This window comes from Shinella sp. GW835-FHT14H05, from assembly GCF_058793575.1.
This window is the reverse complement of the sequence record NZ_JBXAFY010000008.1, coordinates 81019-98559: the sequence shown is the minus strand read 5'-3', so window position 1 is coordinate 98559 and position 17541 is coordinate 81019. Positions and strand designations below refer to the sequence as shown.

Here is a 17541-nt window from a genome sequence, read left to right as displayed (position 1 = left end):
CCGTGATTTCGCTCAACCAGGTCTCCAAATCCTTTGCCGGCACCCGCGTCGTCGACGATGTCAGCTTTTCGGTGCCGGAAGGTGCCTTCCTCGTGCTGCTCGGCCCGTCCGGCTGCGGCAAGAGCACCATGCTTCGCATGCTGGCGGGTCTTGAACAGCCGACCGGCGGCCAGATCCGGTTCGGCGACACGCTGGTCGCCGATGGCGGTTCCGGCTTCGCCCTGCCGCCGGCGCGACGTGACGCCGGCCTCGTCTTCCAGTCCTATGCGCTCTGGCCGCACATGACCGTGGCCGGCAATATCGACTGGCCGCTGAAGGTCGCACGGCTGCCTGCCGAAGAGCGTCGCGCACGCATCGCCGAAGCCATGGAGATGCTCGGGATCACGCAACTCGCCCAGCGCTACCCGGGCGAAATCTCCGGCGGACAGCAGCAGCGCGTGGCGCTTGCCCGCATGATCGCCCCGCGCCCGAAAGTGATGCTGTTCGACGAGCCGCTCTCCAATCTCGATGCCACCTTGCGCGTCGAGATGCGGTTCGAGCTGCTGAAGGTGCATGCCGCGACCGGTGCCACCTCGGTCTATGTCACGCATGACCAGGTCGAGGCGATGACCATGGCAAGCCATGTGGCGGTCATGAATCACGGCCGGATCGAACAGTTCGATGCGCCGGAGCGCCTGCTCGCCGAACCGGCCTCGGCCTTCGTCGCCGGTTTTGTCGGCACGCCGGCGGCCAATCTCATACCGATCGCTGGCGGCAAATGGCTGGGCACCGTAGCTGACGCAGCCCTGCCGGACATTGTGGGGCACGCCATGGTCCGGGCCGAGACCATCGAGCTTGCCGACGAGGCGGGGCCGCGCACGGTGAGCGTGACGCTTGCCGAAGTCGTGCCCATGGCCGGCCGCCGGCTCGTGACGGGGGTGGCCAATGGTATTCGTATCACCGCCATAACGGACAGTGCGGACCGGTTACCACCCAATCTGCGCTTCCGGCTGCCCCCCGCAGCCGCAGCGATTTTCGACAGTGAAGGAAAACGTATTTCATGAAACGCATTCTCCTGGTGCGACACGGCGAAAGCGAGTGGAACGCCATCCGGCGCCTGCAAGGACAGGCCGATATCGGACTATCGGCGCTTGGCGAACAACAGGCGCGCACGCTCGCTCCTATGGTTGCGACCTATGCGCCGGAGGTGGTGCTGACCTCCGACCTGAAACGGGCGGTCGCGACCGCAGCACTGCTTGGCTATGCGGATGCCGTACGCGAGCCGCTGCTGCGCGAGCAGAGCGTCGGGAACTGGACGGGCGCAGAGATCGCGTCGCTCATGGCCGAGACACCGGCGGCCTATGCGGGCTGGCGGGCCGGCACCTTCGCGCCGGAGAACGGAGAGATCTGGGCCGATTTTCGCGCCCGGATCAGGCAGGCGATCCAAGCCGCCATCGACATGCCGGACGAAACGATCCTGATGGTCTGCCATGGTGGCGTGATCCGGGCGGCGCTCGACAGCACGCTCGGGCTTGCACCGGCGCGGATCATCCCGGCTGGCCCGGCCAGCCTGACCATCCTCGCCTTCCCGAAGGGGGAAGCAAGGCTAGAAGTGTTCAACGCGACAACATTTTCATCCGTTCTCGACGCGCCGGATTAAGTGGAGCGACGGTTCGGGATTACTCCGCGGCCGCTTCGCGAGAGCCCGCACCGCGCATATCGCCGGGCAGCACGCCGAATTCGGCCCGGAATTGTCGCCGGAAGTGGTGCGGATTTTCGAACCCGATCGATGCGGCTATGTCCGTAATCGGCAGGCGGGTGTTGAGAATCCGGTTCTTGGCCAGGTCCATCCGCCTTGCCAGAACGTAGCGATGGGGAGCCAAGCCGGTGGTTCTGCGGAAAGCACGCGCAAAATGGAAAGGGCTGAGGCCTGCCTCCGATGCAAGATCGTCAAGGGTCAGGACCTGCGCGACGTCGCTTTCGATCTTCTCGACCACCCTGGCGAGGACGGAGGCGCGAAGCTGGCCTTTGGGGTGGGGTGCCTTGCCCGGACCCAGCAGATGCCGGACCAGGGCATGTTCGAGGCTGCTGGCCTCGATGGGCGATAGTGTGCGCTGCCCCAGACACGCCTGTCGCAAGACGTGGGCGATGCCCAGCATGAGGGGCTCGACGGCGAATTGCTGACGGCCTTTGTGCCGTCCGAGCGTCGGTTCGAGGGGTACCTTGCGACCGATTTCCTCGGCTACCGCATCCAGCAGCGACGTATGCGGATACATTTCCAGCGTGTCGCTGTGTTCGGGTACGCTCAGGAGCGTCGTGGGCTCCTCGCCGATCACATAAAAGCCGCCGGCGGCAACCTCGACGTCGTAAGTGCGGCCCGATTGTTCCAGTGCGACACGGTCGTGGCAGGAGAAAACGACTTCCAGCCGATTGGCGCGCGTGCGGGATGCGCCCTCGAATGGCGGCATCCAGGCATAGGTGGCCTGGAGGCGCGGCAAGGAGAGCCCATGACGTTTCTCACCCGAATAAAGCTGCCGCGCCCGCGATGGTGTCATTCCGTCCCCCGAGAAGAGCAAGAACCGAGCCTGTGAAATGGGCCGCAGCATGCCATCCTCACGGCATGCGACCTCAATCCGGACAGCGTGCAGCGCCATTATGTCCGTGATCCCAATAACTGAAGGAGCACCGATATGTCACGCGTTCGCGTCCGCAACGTCTCCATCCCGCTCGACGGCTTCAGCACCGGTGAGGGACAAAGCGTCGCCGCAATCGTCCAGCAGCGCCGTAACCGTAAAACCGCTGAGGCATAAGATATGGTCCGCTTCAAAAACATCCTTGGCTTCATTCTCCTGCTGATCTCGGCCGCAGCAGGCAGCATTGCGATGGCACAAGGCTCGGGCGAGCGCTTCGCCGGCGAGGCGAGCCTCGGCGCGCAGCCTGCGATTCCGATCCATATCGAGTTGCACAGATCGGGCGAGGCCGTGACCGGAACGGTGTCGATCCCTGGCGCCACGTTCGAACTGGTCGACGCAGCGGGCGGAAACGCGATTGCCGGGCGCTTCCAGGGCCAGGGCGGAAGCGGCATCCTGACCTTGAACATTGCCGGAGACGACCTTACCGGCGCCTTCGACCTTGCGGGCCAGCCCGGAACAATCACGGCGCATCGCACCGCCGCGGACGCTGAAAGCTTCTTCAGGCCTCCCGAACAGCGGCTCGACCTGACGACCGCCCAATGGACGGAAGATCTCGACCGGCTGGTGACAATCCTCACCAGCGAGCATGCGTCTCCCTTCCATCGGGTGTCGCGCGCGCAGTTCGAAAAACAGGCATCGGAATTGCGCGCCGCGCTTCCCAAGCTGGACGGGCCTGCGGTCGCCGTGGAATTTCGCAGGCTTGCGGCGCTGATCGGCGATGGCCATACGTCGGTGGCCCAGTCGCATGGGCGGCCGCGCCTGCCTATTGAATTCTATTGGTTCGAGGATGGGCTGCGTGTCACGGGCATTTCCGGATCACAAAGCAGCGCGCTCGGCGCCAAGTTGGTTGCTGTCGATAATGTGGCGGTCAGCGACGTCGCCGAGCGGCTTCGCGCTCACATCCCGCAGGCGGAGACTCAATGGCACTTTCGCGCAGGCGTGCCGGCTCTGCTGGCCAATCCGGACGTTCTTCGGGCGATCGGGCTGGGGGCGGGGCCCGCCTATACGTTCAACTTAGAGACTGAGGACGGCGTGCAAAAGTCTGTCGACATGACCGCGGCAACCGACACGGGGGCAGACGCCACGCTGAGTGGGGATGTGCCGCTCTGGCAACGCAACGAGGAGCAGGCCTTCTGGAGCGAGCGGCTCGCCGACGGCAGTATCTATGTGAACTGGCGCTCGTATGACGGCCTTGCGGACAATATGGCGGCGCTGCTGCAAAGCCTGGACGCCGAGCACCCGCGCAGGCTGATCATCGACCTGCGCGACAATGACGGCGGCGACTTCAATATCGGGCGTGCTTTCGTGGAAGAGATAAAGCGCCGCCCCTGGCTCAACCGGCGCGGCGTTCTCTACGTGATGATCGGCCGCAAGACATTCTCTGCAGCGATGACGAATGCCGTGGATTTCCAGCGCTCGACAGAGGCCGTTCTGGTCGGCGAACCCGCCGGCGCGGCGCCGAACAACTGGCAGGAGGTGCGGCGTTTCACTCTGCCGAATTCGGGTCTCAGCGTCGGCGTCTCCACACGCTATTACGAGTTCCTTCCCGGCAAGGCGGATCTCGTTCCCGATCTCAGCATCCCGCCCGAGCCGAGCGACTGGGGCAGCCCGGAGGACGCAGGTTTGCGGCTTGTCCTGGCCCAGCCGGTTCCGTAGGTGCGCGACATGTATTCATCCGAACATGACGTCGTCATCGCCGGAGGCGGCCCGACGGGGCTGATGCTGGCGGGTGAACTGGCATTGGCGGGTGTGGATGCCGCCATTGTTGAGCGGCGCATGAACCAGGACGTCGAGGGCTCGCGCGCGAGCGGGTTGCATCCGCGATCGATCGAACTGCTCGACCAGCGTGGCATCGCCGACCGCTTCCTCTCGCAGGGAGAAAAATATCGCGTCGTGTTGTTTGCCGGCGCCGTTCTCGACGCCAGCGACCGGCCGACCCGTTACAACTACACGCTCGCGCTGTGGCAGGCCAAGATCGAGCGCGGCCTCGCCGACTGGACGTCCGAGTTGGCGGTTGAAGCCTATCGCGGCTGTGAAGTAACGGACTTCGTGCAGAATGACGCCTCCGTTGATGTCGCGTTGAACGATGGGCGGACATTGCGATCGAGATATCTCGTCGGCTGCGATGGTGGCCGCAGCCTGGTCCGCAAGACGGCCGGCATCGACTTCCTGGGATGGGATCCGGCCATCAGCTACCTGATCTTCGAAGCCGACATGGCGGACGAACCTGCCTTGGGCATGCGGCATGGCGAAAGAGGCGTCTATGCTCTTGGAAGGCTGGAGGACGGCAAACGCGTGCGCGGCGTCGTGACCGAGCAACGGCTCGAAAGAGGTGACAAGCCCACGATCGATGCGCTTCGCGGGGCGCTTATCGCCGCTTATGGATTGGATTTCGGCGTCCACGACATCACCTGGCTGTCGCGATTCACCGATGCGGCACGCCAGGCCGCATCCTACCGGAAGGGGCGCGTGTTGCTGGCCGGTGACGCCGCCCATGTGCATTCTCCGGTCGGCGGGCAGGGCCTGAACATCGGCCTCCAGGACGCCGTCAATCTGGGATGGAAGCTGGCACAGGTCGTCAAGGATATCTCTTCGGAAAGCCTGCTCGACACCTACCACGCAGAGCGGCATCCGGTCGGAGCGGCCCTGCTCAAACAGACCCTGGCGCTGACAGCGCTCAATCGCGGCGACGAGCGAACGAATGCCTTGCGCGAAATGATGGCGCAAGTCATGCAAATGGACGCGCCGCGCCTCTGGTATTCCGCGATGATGTCCGGCCTCGATATTCGCTACGACCTTGGCGAAGGCCACCCGCTGCTCGGCCGCCGCATGCCCGATCTTGATATTCTCACCGTCGACGGGCCAACGCGGGTTTTCGCGCTTTTGCACGATGCGCGGCCGGTGCTGCTCAATCTCGGAGAGCCTAACACTCTCGACATCACGGGCTGGGCGGGTCGCGTCAAGCTGATCGACGCGAAATTCGAAGGGGTGTGCGAACTTCCCGTGATCGGCGTGGTCCAGACTCCCACCGCCGTGCTGATCCGGCCCGACGGGCACGTCGCCTGGGTTGCAGATGGAAGCGCTACAGGTCTCGATGACGCCTTGAGAACCTGGTTCGGCGAACCCACTATCGAATAGAATGGGGCTACGAGAGTGTTGGCCGGCCTGGCCGATTTATCCAGATCCCCAGCCCCGATCGTGCTTTCGGCAATGCGATTACTCGTTCGCAAGTTCATATTTTATTAAATTTGTTTGCAAACACTCATTTCGGGGATGGGTAAAAACTCGGGGGATGCGCGTTGTTATGCGAAAGAACTCGGACTGGAGACAGCCATGCCCACCGACCAGCATACCATCCTCGTCGTGGAGGACGAGCCGCTGATCCGGCTTGTTCTGATTGAGGCATTGCAAGATGAAGGTTACCTTGTGCTCGCTGCTTCCAGTGTCTTGGAGGCGATTGGCCTTATGGGAAAATTTACGCATATAGATGGTCTTGTGACGGATGTGGATTTGCCGGGTGGTTTGAGCGGCCTTGATTTGCTCGAGCTGTTCAGCCAGTGCCGGCCGACCGCCGCCCAAATCGTTGTCTCAGGCGGGAATGCTCTGAAGGAAGGGCATATGTCGGCTCGTGCTCGGTTCTTCTCGAAGCCCTACAGCCTTGATGATATCATTGCCGAACTCGACTGCCAGATCGCAGTGACCGGCGCGATCCTGCACCGGCAGGCCCGGTAGCGGCAGCTAAATGCGACGGGGCAAGTCAGCGGCGGTCGAAGTGGGTGCGTAGCGATACGTGCGTCTGTACGGTCGCGATGCCGGGTGTCGTTGCGATCTGGCGGCGTATGGTGTCGAGCTCGGCGTTCGAGGCGCATTCTATGAGCAACATTAGGTCGGTGGGGCCGGCGAGCGACCAGCATGTTACGACGTTCGGGATTCCGCTGAGGTGCGGCACGATATGGTCGCAGTTGCGGCCCGGCTGGAAGCCGATCGCGATGAGTGCCTCGACACCCGGTTTCTCCCTGTCCGTGCCGAGTTTCACGGTGTAGCCGGCGATCACGCCGTTTGCCTCCAGCCGGCGGATGCGCTCGTGCACTGCACTGCGGGAGAGGCCGACATGGCGCGTAAGCTCGATGAGGCTCATGCGGGCGTCGGCGCGTAGCGCCCCCAGGAGCAGCCTGTCCTTCTCGTCCAAATCGTTCATCCGGATAACTCTTCCTTAAGCCGGACGAATGTCCGGGCATCCGCCATCTTGCTGCGCGAAAGCGGACCAAAAAGCAACTAGCGTCGGTCATCGTTTAAGGAGAGATATCGATGTCGACCATACCGCAATCCGCCGTGCTGATCCCGATCGACATGCAGCGGGCGTTCGATGAGACCGCGTGGCCGCAACGTTGGAACGGCAAGGCGGATGAGAACGGCCTTGCCTTGCTTGGTGCGTGGCGTGCCACGGGGAGGGCCATTATCCATGTTCGCCATGACAGCGTCGAACCGAATTCCACGCTGCGGCCGGAACGGCCGGGCAATGCCTTTCGCCCGGGCTTCGAGCCGCAGGCCGACGAACCCCTGGTGACGAAAAGCGTCAATGCCGTCTTTATCGGCACCGATCTCGACCTTCGCCTGCGCCGCATGGGCGCGGACACGATCGTGCTTTTCGGGATTTCGACCGATATGTGCGTGTCGACCAGCGTCCGCGTGGGCGCGAACCTGGGCTACCGGATCATTCTCATTGAAGATGCCTGCGACTGCTTTGACCTGCCGGACGGGGAGGGCGGGACGATTACCGCGCGTGACGTGCATCGCGCTCATATCGCGACGCTGCGGCAGGAGTTTGCTACGGTTTTAAAAACGGGCGATGCCCTGTCGATGGTCTTGCCGTAGGCGCGCCGCGACGGGTGGAACCCAGTCGAAATGGCAGGCCGGACCGCTCCCGGGAGCTGTTTCTCATGCAAGGGGATGATCCCCCTGGACGAGAACCGGGAGCGAACTGGACGTAAACGTCAGACGGCGATGCGGCGTGCGGCCTTGTCGCAGGCTTTGCGATCCGAGCCGAACTGAGCCACGATCTTGGTGGCGTCCTCGACGCTGATGCGATGCTTTTTCGCGAGTGTCTTCACGTCATAGCCCTTCGCTGACGCAGATGCGTCATTCATATTGCTCATGGATTTTCTCCTTGGGGGTTAGGAAGGCGGTAACGCCGTGCGCGACGCGCTCTGTTCCTCTTCGCATATATGGTGCCTGTGCGCCATTCCCACAAGTCCAACCGGGGTTGTCATCGAGCTATAATGCCACGCCGGACTTGCCGATTGGTTTTCGACCGCGGCCTCGACTGTCCGTTTAGCCCTTGTCTTTGCCGTCAATAGTATGATTGACTTACGATAATGACGTCCGTCCAGGCGGATGGCGAAGGTCTATTGTCAGAAACGGGGAACACCAATGAACAGGGAAAAGACAATGAACCGCATGCGTCCGCTGCTTGCCGGCGCGGCCTTCTCGCTGCTGCTCGTCTGCGGCGGCACGGCGCCGGCCTTCGCGGAAACGCCGGCGGATACGCTGGTCCAGGCCTGGGCGATCGACGATACGATCACGCTCGACCCGGCCGAATCCTTCGAACTGTCGCCGGCGGAATTCATCGGCAACGCCTATGACATGCTGGTGCGCCTCGACATCGCCGACACGACGAAGGTCAAAGGCGGCATTGCCGACAGTTGGACCGTCTCCGACGACGGCCTCACCTATACGTTCAAGCTGAAGCCGGGCATCAAGTTCGCCTCCGGCAACCCGATCACCGCCGAGGATGTCGCCTGGTCCTTTGAGCGCGTCGTCAAGCTCGACAAGAGCCCCGCCTTCATCCTCACCCAGTTCGGCCTGACGGGCGACAACGTGACGGAAAAGGCCAAGGCGGTCGACGAAAACACCTTCGTCTTCACCGTCGACAAGTCCTATGCGCCGAGCTTCGTGCTGAACTGCCTCACCGCCACCGTCGGCGCCGTGCTTGACAAGAAGCTGGTGATGGAACACGCCGAGGCCAAGACGCCGAGCGACGAATACAAATACGACACCGATTTCGGCTATGGCTGGCTCAAGACCAACTATGCCGGCTCCGGACCGTTCAAGATCCGCGACTGGCGCGCCAACGAAATCGTCGTGCTGGAGCGCAACGACAATTATTACGGCGAGAAGCCCGCGCTGACCCGCGTCATCTACCGCCACGTCAAGGAAAGCGCCACGCAGCGCCTGATGCTGGAGGCCGGCGACGTCGATGTCGCCCGCAACCTGGAGCCGGGCGACCTAGAGGCCGTGTCGAAGAACGCGGACCTCACGACCGCCAGCGCGCCGAAGGGCACGGTCTATTACATCAGCCTCAACCAGAAGAACGAAAATCTCGCCAAGCCCGAGGTTCGCGAGGCTTTCAAGTATCTCGTCGACTATGACGCGATCGGCGCGACGCTCATCAAGGGCATCGGCGAAATCCGCCAGACCTACCAGGCCAAGGGCGTGCTCGGTGCGCTCGATGCAAGCCCCTACAAATTCGACGTCGCGAAGGCCAAGGAGCTTCTGGAAAAGGCAGGCCTGAAGGACGGCTTCTCCGTTACCTTTGACGTGCGCAACACGCAGCCGGTGACGGGCATTGCCGAATCCTTCCAGCAGACGGCCGGGCAGGCTGGCGTGAAGATCGAGATCATCCCGGGCGATGGTAAGCAGACGTTGACCAAGTATCGCGCTCGCAATCACGATCTCTATATCGGCCAGTGGGGCATGGACTACTGGGATCCGAACTCGAATGGCGAAGCCTTCACCTCCAACCCGGACAATGGCGACGATGCGTCTGTCAAGACGCTCGCCTGGCGCAACGCCTGGGACATTCCGGAACTGACCGCCGAATCCAAGGCGGCCCTTCTGGAGCGTGACAACGCCAAGCGTGCGGCAATGTATGAAAAGCTCCAGCAGCAGGCGCTGGAGACCAGCCCCTTCGTGATGATCTTTCAGCAGATCGAGGTGGCGGGCGTGCGCGGCAAGGTCAAGGGCTACACGCTGGGGCCAAGTTTCGATTCCAACCCGCTCGCGCCTATCTCCAAGGAATAACCTTCCTTGAGCATGGCTGAAATGCGAAAGCCGGCAGGGCGCGCCAAACGGCGCGCTTCTGCACGGCTGAAATCGGTGGCGGGTTTCCTCGTGGTGGTCGCCACCACCTATCTCGGCCTGCTCGCAGTCACCTTCTTCATCGGCCGCGTCGTGCCGATCGATCCGGTGCTGGCGATCGTCGGCGACCGGGCGCCGGCCCATGTGATCGAGCGCGTTCGGCAGGAAATGGGGCTCGACCTGCCGTATTACCAGCAGTTCTGGCTCTATATGACCGGCGTGCTTCGGGGCGATTTCGGCACTTCGGTGCTCACCACGAATCCCGTCATGGCCGACATCCGCCGCGTCTTCCCGGCGACCATGGAGCTTGCCACGGTCGGCACGCTCATCGGCGCGCTTTTCGGCATCCCGCTCGGCGTGCTTGCCGCCGTCAAGCGCGGCAGCCTCGTCGACCAGGTGGTGCGCATCGTCGGCCTCATCGGCTATTCCGTGCCGATCTTCTGGCTGGGCCTGCTAGCGCTGCTCGTCTTCTACGCCCGCCTCGGTTGGACCTCCGGCCCCGGGCGCATGGACGTGGTGTTCGAATATACGTTCACGCCCGTCACCGGCTTCTTCCTGCTCGACGCGATCATCACCGGCGACTGGGCCGCGTTGCGCGACATCGTCTCGCACATCATCCTGCCGGCCTCGCTGCTCGGCTATTTCTCCATGGCCTATATCAGCCGCATGACGCGTTCCTTCATGCTGAACGAGCTCGGCCAGGAATATATCGTCGCCGCGCGCGCCAAGGGCCTGTCGGAGACGCGGATCATCTGGGGCCATGCGCTGCGCAATGCCGCGGTGCCGCTCGTCACCGTCATCGCGCTCTCCTATGCAGGCCTGCTGGAGGGTTCTGTCTTGACGGAAACCGTCTTCGCCTGGCCGGGGCTTGGCCTCTACATCACCAATTCGCTGCAAAATGCCGACATGAACGCGGTGCTGGGCGGCACCATCGTGATCGGCTCCGTCTTCATCGCCATCAACCTTTTGTCCGACTTGCTCTACCGCATGCTCGACCCGAGAACGAGGACACGATGAGCGAGACCGCAATGACCCGCCGCGAATGGCTCCTCACCGACCGGCCGCAATCGCGCCTGCAAGCCCGCCTCGGCCGCGCCTATGTCGCCTGGCGGCGGTTCACCGCCAACCGGCTCGCCGTCGTCGGCCTGCTGATCATCCTCGGCATGGTCTTTCTCGCCATCTTCGCCCCGCTGCTCGCCCCCCATTCGCCCTATGTCGGCGATCTCGCCAAGTCCCGCCTGATGACGCCGGGGCCGGCGCATTGGCTCGGCACGGACGACCAGGGCCGCGACATCCTCTCGCGCCTCATCTACGGTTCGCGCCTCACCTTGCAGGTCGTGCTGCTCGTGGCAGTCATTGCGGCACCCATCGGCCTTCTGGTCGGCACGGTCGCCGGCTATGCCGGCGGCTGGGTGGATGCGGTGCTGATGCGCATCACCGATATCTTCCTCGCCTTTCCCAAGCTCGTGCTGGCGCTCGCCTTCGTCGCCGCACTCGGGCCGGGCATCGGTAATGCGATCATCGCCATCGCCATCACCTCCTGGCCGCCCTATGCGCGCATCGCGCGGGCAGAAACCCTGACGGTGCGAAACTCGGACTATATCCTGGCGGTGCAGCTGATGGGCGCCTCGCCCTGGCGCATCGTGCTGCGCCATATCATGCCGCTCTGCATTTCCTCGCTCATCGTGCGCGTGACGCTCGACATGGCGGGCATCATCCTCACGGCCGCCGGCCTTGGCTTCCTCGGTCTCGGCGCGCAGCCGCCGCTGCCCGAATGGGGCGCGATGATCGCCTCCGGCCGCCGCTTCATCCTCGATCAATGGTGGGTCGCCGCCGCACCGGGCTTTGCCATCCTCGTCGTCAGCCTCGGCTTCAATCTGCTCGGCGATGGCCTTCGCGATGCGCTCGATCCGCGTGGGAGCGGCCAATGAGTGCGTTGCTTGACGTTGAGGATCTGCGTGTTTCCTTTCCGACCCGCACCGGCGTCATCGAGGCCGTGCGCGGCGTCTCCTTCACGCTCGGGCGCGAGCGGCTCGGCATCGTCGGCGAATCTGGCTCCGGCAAGTCGCAAACCGGCCGCGCCATCATGGGGCTCACCGCCGAGCATGGCGTAATCGATGCGAAACGCTTGGAATTCAGCGGCATCGACCTCCTCAAGGCCTCGAAAGCCGAGAGAAGGGCGCTGCGCGGCAAGCGCATAGCGATGATTTTGCAGGACCCGAAATATTCGCTGAACCCGGTCATGACCATCGGCCGCCAGATCGTCGAGACGCTCCGCACGCACGAGCGGGTCGGGCGGGCGGAGGCTCGAAAACGCGCACTCGACATGCTCGCGGCCGTGCAGATCCGCGATCCCGAGCGCGTCTTCGGTCTTTATCCCCATGAGGTTTCCGGTGGCATGGGCCAGCGCGCGATGATCGCCATGATGCTGATTGCCGACCCCGAACTCCTGATCGCTGACGAGCCGACCTCGGCGCTCGACGTGACGGTGCAGCTCGACGTGCTCGCGATCCTCAACCGGCTGGTTGCCGATCGGGGCATGGGCCTGATCTTCATCTCGCATGACCTGCGGCTCGTCTCCTCCTTCTGCGACCGCGTCATCGTCATGTATGCCGGCCGCATCGTGGAGGAGCTGCCAGCGGCAAGGCTTTCCGAAGCCCGGCACCCCTATACCCGCGGCCTGCTCAACTGCATGCCCGAGATCGGCGCCGACCGGCACCCGCTGCCGGTGCTCGACCGCAGGCCGGAGTGGAGAACATGACGCCGGCTCTCGCCATCGACGGGCTTGGTGTCGCCTTCGACGATTTCGTGGCACTGGAGGATGTGAGCCTGTCCGTCGCGCCCGGCGGCTCCTTCGGGCTGGTCGGTGAATCCGGTTCCGGCAAGTCGACGCTGTTGCGCGCGGTTGCCGGCCTTGCGCCCGCTTCTGCCGGCACCATCACGGTCGACGGCAAGGTCCTCGGCGGCAAACGCGACAAGGCGTTCTATCGCAAGGTCCAAATGGTCTTTCAGGACCCCTATGGTTCGCTGCACCCGCGCCAGACGGTCGACCGGCTGCTGCTCGAACCGCTAGCGATCCACGGTTTTGACGATGCCGAAGGCCGCATCGTGCGGGCGCTGGACGAGGTGGGGCTCGGCTCCGGTTTCCGCTTCCGCTATTCCCACCAGCTTTCCGGTGGCCAGCGCCAGCGCGTGGCGATCGCCCGCGCGCTGATCCTCGAACCCTCCATCCTGCTGCTGGACGAACCGACGTCGGCGCTCGATGCCTCGGTGCAGGCCGAAGTGCTGAACCTGCTCGAACAGCTGCGCACCGCCCGCAATCTCACCTTCGTCATGGTCAGCCACGACCTCGCCGTCATTACCCACATGTGCAACCGCCTGATGGTCATGCAGAACGGCCGCACGGTGGAACAGCTCACCGCCACGGATCTCGCGGCGCGCAAGGTGACGCAGGATTACACCCGCGGCCTTCTCGCCGCCAGCGAAGGTTTTCGGCGCGACGTTTGAGGGCCTGCCGGGCGTACCGGCAGGCCGTTGGTTATGCCGCCTGGCGAACCAGAACGCCGAGCGCCGTCGTGATCAGGCGGGCGAAGGTCAGCGCGCCGATGCCGTCGACGTCCCGTTCCGGCATGAACTCGACGAAATCCATGGCGGCGATCCGGCCGCGCCCGGCGGCGCCCTTGATGAGATCGACGGCCTGGTAATAGCTGAGGCCGCCCGGCGCGCGGCCGATGACGCCCGGGACGATCGACGGGTCGAGCGCATCTGCGTCGATGCAGATGATGATGTTGCTGCCTTCCGGGATGAGATCGAGCACGGCGTGGACGCCCTGCCGATGCAGCTCGTAGGCGGTCACGAACGTGACGCCCCAGGCGAGCGCATCCTCGTAGTCGCTCGTCGCCGCCGAGCCGATGCCGCGCGCGCCGACCTGGATGATCCGCTCGACATGCGGCATTTCCGATGCGCGGCGCATGGTGGAGGACAGGCCCAGGCGCTCGCCCATGTGGATTTCGCGCCAGTCGATATGGGCATCGATCTGCAGGATCGTGAATTTCTGGTCGCCGGCCGAAGCGCCGATCGCCTCGATCATCGGGATCGGGATGGAATCGTCGCCGCCGATGAGCACCGGCACGGCGCCCTGCGCGCGCACCTTGCTGACGGCCTCGGCGATCTTCTTGCGATTGCCGGCGGTGTCGGCTTCGTCGAAGGGCAGGTTGCCGCAGTCGACGGGCCGCAAGTGTGGTGCCGGGAAGACGGGGCCGCCGTGATCGAAGTCGTGGCGGTCGACATTGGCGGTCAGTGCACCCGTCGCCTTGCGCAAGGCGTCCGGCGCGTTGCGGCAATAGGCGCCGACCGAGGCATAGGGCGTGGCGCAGGGCGCGCCGATCAGCGCCACGGGCGCGGAGAGCGCGTCGAGGTTGTCGCAGGCCGCAAGGCCGAGGAAGGTCGCGGTTTCGGCAGCCGCGCCGAAGAGCGCGCCGAGATCGGGCTTTTCATTCATGGATGGTCCTCCTGTGTTGCGGCGTTAAGCCGGAAAATACTCTGGATGGATGAGGGCGGCGGCGATCAGCCGATCCGGCTTTCGAGGTAGCCGGCCCAGCGCCGCTGGATGAGCTGGAAGCCGGAGACCAGCACGAATGTCAGCGTGAGGTAGATCGCGGCGGCCGTCACATAGGGCTCGAACTGGATGTAATAGTTGAGGGTGATACTGCGCGCGACGCCGGTCGTCTCAAGCAGGGTCACGGTGCTGGCGAGCGCGGTGGCGTGCAGCATCATGATCATCTCGTTACCGTAGAGCGGCAGCGACCGGGTCAGCATGCCGGGAATGAGGATGCGAAAGGCCTGTGCCCGGCGCGACATGCCATAGGCCCGCGCCGCCTCGATCTCGCCCACCGGAATGTGGCGCAGCCCGCCGGCGAAGATCTCCGTGCTGTATGCGGTCGTGTTGAGCACGAAAGTCAGAAGTACGCAGACCATCGGGCTCGAAAGCCACGGCCAGAACACGCTGGCGCGGATGAGCTCGAACTGGGCGAGGCCGAAATAGACGAGGAATAGCTGCACCAAGAGCGGCGTGCCGCGGAAGACCAGCGTGTAGCCGAGGATTGCGTAACGCACCGCTGGAACCCGGCTGTTGCGCAGGAAGGCCAGCGGCACGGCGAGCACGAAGGACAGGGCCAGCGAAACGACCGCGAGAAGCAGCGTCAGCTTTGCCCCTTCGGCGTAAAGGGGAAGGTTTTCGGCGATGACGTCCCAGTTCATGGCGCAAGCTCCCGAAGGCCGATCTCGAAGCGGCGCGCCAGCAGCGCCAGTAGGATGAGGGAAAAGACGGTCACGAACAGATAGAACCCGGCGGCGATGAGATAGAAGGTGAAGGGCATGCCGGTCGCCTCCGCGGCGCCCTTCGCGCGAAACATCACGTCCTGCAGCCCGATCAGCGACACCAGCGCCGTCGCCTTGGCGAGCACCAGCCAGTTGTTGGTGAAGCCGGGCAGGGCGAGACGGATGAGCTGCGGCAGGATGATGCAGACGAACATGCGCCGCCGCGTCAGGCCATAGGCGATCGCCGCTTCGATCTGCCCCTTGGGAATGTTCTGCAACGCCGTCTTGAACGTTTCCGTCATATAGGCGCCGAAGATCAGCCCGAGCGTGGCGATGCCGGCGACGATTGGGGGGAACTCGACGCGCGCGTCGATACCCATCGCGTCGATCCACTGGTTGAGCAGGGCCGGCAGGCTGTAATAGATCAGCAGCATGACGACGAGGTCGGGAATGCCGCGCACCACGAAGGTGTAGGCCGAGGCAATCGTCCTGAGCAGCCGGTTGCCGGAAAGCTTGGCGAAGGCGGCCCCCATGCCGAGGATTGTCGCCACGACGAGCGAGGCCACGGCCAGCAGCAGGGTCGTCGACCCCGCTGCCAGGATGGTCGCGGTGAATGCGGCGACCATGCCCGTCATTGACCGAAATATTTGGCGTTGATGGCGTCGAGCTTGCCGTTCTCGCGGATGATGGCGAGGCCCTTGTTGACGCTTTCGACAAGGGCCTCGTTCTTCTTATTGATGGCGATCGCCACCCCTTCGCCGAACTCCTTGGCGTCCGCGCCGGTCAATTGCGGCCCGACGAGCTCGAAATCCTTGCCCGCATCGCTGTTCAGGAAGCCATGAATGACCTGGGCCTGGTAGCTGATATGCAGGTCGGCGCGGCCGGCCGTAAGCTCCAGATAGGGCGCGCTGCCGGTGTCGTAGCGCGTGATCGTCGCCGTCGGATAGTGGCTGGTGACATAGGCGTCCATCGGCGTACCGGTCTGCACGGCGATCGTCTTGCCGGCAAGTCCCTCGGGCGTGATGTCGAGCGCGGCACCCTTCTTGGCGACGAAACGGAAGATCGGGCGGTCGTAGATATCGCTGAACGCGATGACCTGGCGGCGCTTTTCGGTGACGGTGAGCTGCGAGATCAGCGCGTCGTACTTGCCGTCGATCAGGCCGGGGATCATGCCGTCCCAGGCGGCGTTGAAGATGTTGCAGTCGAGTTGCGCGGCCTCGCAGACAGCCTGCATCAGCTCGATGTCGTAGCCGACGAGCTTGCCTTCGGAATCGATATATTCGAACGGCGGGAATGTGGCGTCGGTCGCGATGTCGAGCGTCTCGGCGGCCTGGGCCGTCGTCAGGGTCGCGGCCACGATCATGGTGGCGCACAGGGATTTGAGCATAGCCTTCATTGTTCCGTCCTCTCGGGTTTGGTTATTGTCTGGATTTTGGGGATCGCCGGCGTTTAGTGCTGGAGCCGGCCGGCCAGGAACTGCTGCAACCGCGGGCTTTTCGCCTGGGTGAAGATGACGTCCGGCGTGCCCTCTTCCTCCACCCGTCCCTGGTGGAGGTAGACAACGCGGCTGGAGGCGTGGCGCGCAAAGCCCATCTCGTGCGTGACCACGATCATCGTGCGCCCTTCCTCCGCAAGTGCCTGCATGACGCGCAGGACCTCGCTGACGAGCTCCGGATCGAGCGCCGATGTCGGCTCGTCGAAAAGCATGACGTCCGGGTTCATGCTGAGCGCGCGCGCGATCGCCACGCGCTGCTGCTGGCCGCCGGAAAGATGGGAGGGGTATTTCTCCAGGACCTCATGGTTGAGGCCGACCTTCGCCAGGTTGGCCTTCGCCCGCTCGATCGCGTCCTTGCGCGAAAGGCCGAGCACGCTGACCGGCGCTTCGGCGACATTCGACAGCACCGACATATGCGACCAGAGGCAGAAATTCTGGAAGACCATGGCAAGCCGGCTGCGCATGCGGCGCAACTGGTGCCGGTCATTCGCCCGCAGCATGCCGTCGCGATCCTTGACCGTTGCCAGCACCTCGCCGTCGATGGCGATGGTGCCGGCACTCGGGCGCTCCAGGAAGTTGATGCAGCGCAGGAACGTGCTCTTGCCGGAGCCGCTGGCACCGATGACGCTGATGACGTCACCGGCTTTCGCCTGGAGCGAAACGCCCTTCAGCACCTCATGCGCCCCATAGGACTTGTGAATGTCTGTCGCGCTGAGTTTCAGCATCGGATCCCTCTTGGCGAGGCGGCTCGAACCGCTCTTCCGCTCAATTCTTTTGCCATCTAGGGACATGGCTGCATTTTGCGCAAATGACGATTCTTCACCCGATACATGATGTGAAATCATGTATCGATCGGCCCTATGGCACTTAGCCGCGAAGCCAATGGAATAATTTATGATTTCCCGTCAGCTTTCGCGT

The 17541-nt window shown here is 63.8% G+C and carries 19 protein-coding genes; 11 read left to right on the top strand and 8 right to left on the bottom strand.

The genetic code is table 11. The annotated features are described in order from the left end of the window. The first annotated feature begins 2 nt into the window (after positions 1-2). A complete protein-coding gene (locus AC1Q6Z_RS22695) occupies positions 3-1043 on the top strand; it encodes an ABC transporter ATP-binding protein (protein ID WP_492649376.1) in 1041 nt (346 codons plus the stop codon). Next, entirely contained in the window at positions 1040-1639 is a 600-nt protein-coding gene (locus AC1Q6Z_RS22690) for a histidine phosphatase family protein (RefSeq protein WP_492649375.1), read from the top strand. The genes AC1Q6Z_RS22695 and AC1Q6Z_RS22690 overlap by 4 nt, the downstream gene beginning before the upstream one ends. A 19-nt stretch (positions 1640-1658) precedes the next feature. Here AC1Q6Z_RS22690 and AC1Q6Z_RS22685 read toward each other — a convergent pair whose 3' ends face one another. Next, positions 1659-2633, bottom strand: coding sequence for a helix-turn-helix domain-containing protein (locus AC1Q6Z_RS22685; RefSeq protein WP_492649374.1), 975 nt, complete (start codon positions 2631-2633; stop codon positions 1659-1661). 159 nt (positions 2634-2792) lie between these two features. Here AC1Q6Z_RS22685 and AC1Q6Z_RS22680 point away from each other — a divergent pair, with 159 nt between their 5' ends. From AC1Q6Z_RS22680 to AC1Q6Z_RS22670, 3 genes are all read left to right on the top strand, one after another. Further along, positions 2793-4328 carry a S41 family peptidase gene (locus tag AC1Q6Z_RS22680; RefSeq protein WP_492649373.1) on the top strand — a complete coding sequence of 512 codons (1536 nt, stop codon included), beginning with the start codon at positions 2793-2795 and terminating at the stop codon, positions 4326-4328. Between the two features lie 9 nt (positions 4329-4337). Beyond that, positions 4338-5810: an FAD-dependent monooxygenase gene (locus tag AC1Q6Z_RS22675; protein ID WP_492649372.1), complete on the top strand. Its 1473-nt coding sequence runs from the start codon at positions 4338-4340 to the stop codon at positions 5808-5810. Between the two features lie 195 nt (positions 5811-6005). Further along, positions 6006-6404, top strand: coding sequence for a response regulator (locus AC1Q6Z_RS22670; protein ID WP_492649371.1), 399 nt, complete (start codon positions 6006-6008; stop codon positions 6402-6404). A 25-nt stretch (positions 6405-6429) separates the two neighbouring features. On the opposite strand, the gene AC1Q6Z_RS22665 is transcribed toward AC1Q6Z_RS22670, so the two are convergent. Next, a complete protein-coding gene (locus AC1Q6Z_RS22665) occupies positions 6430-6870 on the bottom strand; it encodes an Lrp/AsnC family transcriptional regulator (RefSeq protein ID WP_492649370.1) in 441 nt (146 codons plus the stop codon). Positions 6871-6980: 110 nt separating this feature from the next. Here AC1Q6Z_RS22665 and AC1Q6Z_RS22660 point away from each other — a divergent pair, with 110 nt between their 5' ends. Next, a complete protein-coding gene (locus AC1Q6Z_RS22660) occupies positions 6981-7547 on the top strand; it encodes a cysteine hydrolase family protein (protein WP_492649369.1) in 567 nt (188 codons plus the stop codon). 119 nt (positions 7548-7666) lie between these two features. Here the strand turns inward: AC1Q6Z_RS22660 and AC1Q6Z_RS22655 are convergent, their stop codons facing one another. After that, entirely contained in the window at positions 7667-7828 is a 162-nt protein-coding gene (locus tag AC1Q6Z_RS22655) for a hypothetical protein (protein ID WP_256120183.1), read from the bottom strand. Between the two features lie 292 nt (positions 7829-8120). Between AC1Q6Z_RS22655 and AC1Q6Z_RS22650 the strand changes: the two genes are divergently transcribed. The 5 genes from AC1Q6Z_RS22650 to AC1Q6Z_RS22630 are packed head-to-tail and all read left to right on the top strand — an operon-like array spanning position 8121 to position 13316. Further along, complete coding sequence (locus AC1Q6Z_RS22650) at positions 8121-9752, top strand: ABC transporter substrate-binding protein (RefSeq protein WP_492649368.1); 1632 nt, start codon at positions 8121-8123, stop codon at positions 9750-9752. A gap of 12 nt (positions 9753-9764) precedes the next feature. Next, on the top strand, positions 9765-10826 hold the full coding sequence (locus tag AC1Q6Z_RS22645) for an ABC transporter permease (RefSeq protein WP_492649367.1): 1062 nt from the start codon (positions 9765-9767) through the stop codon (positions 10824-10826). Continuing rightward, a complete protein-coding gene (nikC, locus tag AC1Q6Z_RS22640) occupies positions 10823-11740 on the top strand; it encodes a nickel transporter permease (RefSeq protein WP_256120186.1) in 918 nt (305 codons plus the stop codon). The genes AC1Q6Z_RS22645 and nikC overlap by 4 nt, the downstream gene beginning before the upstream one ends. Further along, positions 11737-12570, top strand: coding sequence for an ABC transporter ATP-binding protein (locus tag AC1Q6Z_RS22635; protein ID WP_492649366.1), 834 nt, complete (start codon positions 11737-11739; stop codon positions 12568-12570). Before nikC ends, AC1Q6Z_RS22635 begins: the two co-directional genes overlap by 4 nt. Then, positions 12567-13316, top strand: coding sequence for an ABC transporter ATP-binding protein (locus AC1Q6Z_RS22630; protein WP_492649365.1), 750 nt, complete (start codon positions 12567-12569; stop codon positions 13314-13316). Before AC1Q6Z_RS22635 ends, AC1Q6Z_RS22630 begins: the two co-directional genes overlap by 4 nt. Positions 13317-13347: 31 nt before the next feature. Here the strand turns inward: AC1Q6Z_RS22630 and AC1Q6Z_RS22625 are convergent, their stop codons facing one another. The 5 genes from AC1Q6Z_RS22625 to AC1Q6Z_RS22605 all read right to left on the bottom strand — a co-directional run bounded on the left by AC1Q6Z_RS22625 (position 13348) and on the right by AC1Q6Z_RS22605 (position 17348). Then, entirely contained in the window at positions 13348-14310 is a 963-nt protein-coding gene (locus AC1Q6Z_RS22625) for an arginase family protein (protein WP_492649364.1), read from the bottom strand. Positions 14311-14375: 65 nt separating this feature from the next. Then, positions 14376-15068 carry an ABC transporter permease gene (locus AC1Q6Z_RS22620; RefSeq protein ID WP_492649363.1) on the bottom strand — a complete coding sequence of 231 codons (693 nt, stop codon included), beginning with the start codon at positions 15066-15068 and terminating at the stop codon, positions 14376-14378. Next, positions 15065-15754: an ABC transporter permease gene (locus AC1Q6Z_RS22615; RefSeq protein ID WP_256120191.1), complete on the bottom strand. Its 690-nt coding sequence runs from the start codon at positions 15752-15754 to the stop codon at positions 15065-15067. The genes AC1Q6Z_RS22620 and AC1Q6Z_RS22615 overlap by 4 nt, the downstream gene beginning before the upstream one ends. A 5-nt stretch (positions 15755-15759) precedes the next feature. Next, positions 15760-16524: a transporter substrate-binding domain-containing protein gene (locus tag AC1Q6Z_RS22610; protein ID WP_492649362.1), complete on the bottom strand. Its 765-nt coding sequence runs from the start codon at positions 16522-16524 to the stop codon at positions 15760-15762. Positions 16525-16577: 53 nt separating this feature from the next. Beyond that, positions 16578-17348: an ABC transporter ATP-binding protein gene (locus tag AC1Q6Z_RS22605; protein WP_492649361.1), complete on the bottom strand. Its 771-nt coding sequence runs from the start codon at positions 17346-17348 to the stop codon at positions 16578-16580. Positions 17349-17541 lie beyond the last annotated feature (193 nt).

What these genes read in the sequence shown, in the direction of transcription:
- AC1Q6Z_RS22690 (WP_492649375.1), top strand. Translation starts at nt 1,040, where the DNA reads ATGAAACGCATTCTCCTGGTGCGACACGGCGAAAGCGAGTGGAACGCC.
- AC1Q6Z_RS22685 (WP_492649374.1), bottom strand. Translation starts at nt 2,633, where the DNA reads ATGGCGCTGCACGCTGTCCGGATTGAGGTCGCATGCCGTGAGGATGGC.
- AC1Q6Z_RS22680 (WP_492649373.1), top strand. Translation starts at nt 2,793, where the DNA reads ATGGTCCGCTTCAAAAACATCCTTGGCTTCATTCTCCTGCTGATCTCG.
- AC1Q6Z_RS22675 (WP_492649372.1), top strand. Translation starts at nt 4,338, where the DNA reads ATGTATTCATCCGAACATGACGTCGTCATCGCCGGAGGCGGCCCGACG.
- AC1Q6Z_RS22670 (WP_492649371.1), top strand. Translation starts at nt 6,006, where the DNA reads ATGCCCACCGACCAGCATACCATCCTCGTCGTGGAGGACGAGCCGCTG.
- AC1Q6Z_RS22665 (WP_492649370.1), bottom strand. Translation starts at nt 6,870, where the DNA reads ATGAACGATTTGGACGAGAAGGACAGGCTGCTCCTGGGGGCGCTACGC.
- AC1Q6Z_RS22660 (WP_492649369.1), top strand. Translation starts at nt 6,981, where the DNA reads ATGTCGACCATACCGCAATCCGCCGTGCTGATCCCGATCGACATGCAG.
- AC1Q6Z_RS22655 (WP_256120183.1), bottom strand. Translation starts at nt 7,828, where the DNA reads ATGAGCAATATGAATGACGCATCTGCGTCAGCGAAGGGCTATGACGTG.
- AC1Q6Z_RS22650 (WP_492649368.1), top strand. Translation starts at nt 8,121, where the DNA reads ATGAACCGCATGCGTCCGCTGCTTGCCGGCGCGGCCTTCTCGCTGCTG.
- AC1Q6Z_RS22645 (WP_492649367.1), top strand. Translation starts at nt 9,765, where the DNA reads ATGGCTGAAATGCGAAAGCCGGCAGGGCGCGCCAAACGGCGCGCTTCT.
- nikC (WP_256120186.1), top strand. Translation starts at nt 10,823, where the DNA reads ATGAGCGAGACCGCAATGACCCGCCGCGAATGGCTCCTCACCGACCGG.
- AC1Q6Z_RS22635 (WP_492649366.1), top strand. Translation starts at nt 11,737, where the DNA reads ATGAGTGCGTTGCTTGACGTTGAGGATCTGCGTGTTTCCTTTCCGACC.
- AC1Q6Z_RS22630 (WP_492649365.1), top strand. Translation starts at nt 12,567, where the DNA reads ATGACGCCGGCTCTCGCCATCGACGGGCTTGGTGTCGCCTTCGACGAT.
- AC1Q6Z_RS22625 (WP_492649364.1), bottom strand. Translation starts at nt 14,310, where the DNA reads ATGAATGAAAAGCCCGATCTCGGCGCGCTCTTCGGCGCGGCTGCCGAA.
- AC1Q6Z_RS22620 (WP_492649363.1), bottom strand. Translation starts at nt 15,068, where the DNA reads ATGAACTGGGACGTCATCGCCGAAAACCTTCCCCTTTACGCCGAAGGG.
- AC1Q6Z_RS22615 (WP_256120191.1), bottom strand. Translation starts at nt 15,754, where the DNA reads ATGGTCGCCGCATTCACCGCGACCATCCTGGCAGCGGGGTCGACGACC.
- AC1Q6Z_RS22610 (WP_492649362.1), bottom strand. Translation starts at nt 16,524, where the DNA reads ATGAAGGCTATGCTCAAATCCCTGTGCGCCACCATGATCGTGGCCGCG.
- AC1Q6Z_RS22605 (WP_492649361.1), bottom strand. Translation starts at nt 17,348, where the DNA reads ATGCTGAAACTCAGCGCGACAGACATTCACAAGTCCTATGGGGCGCAT.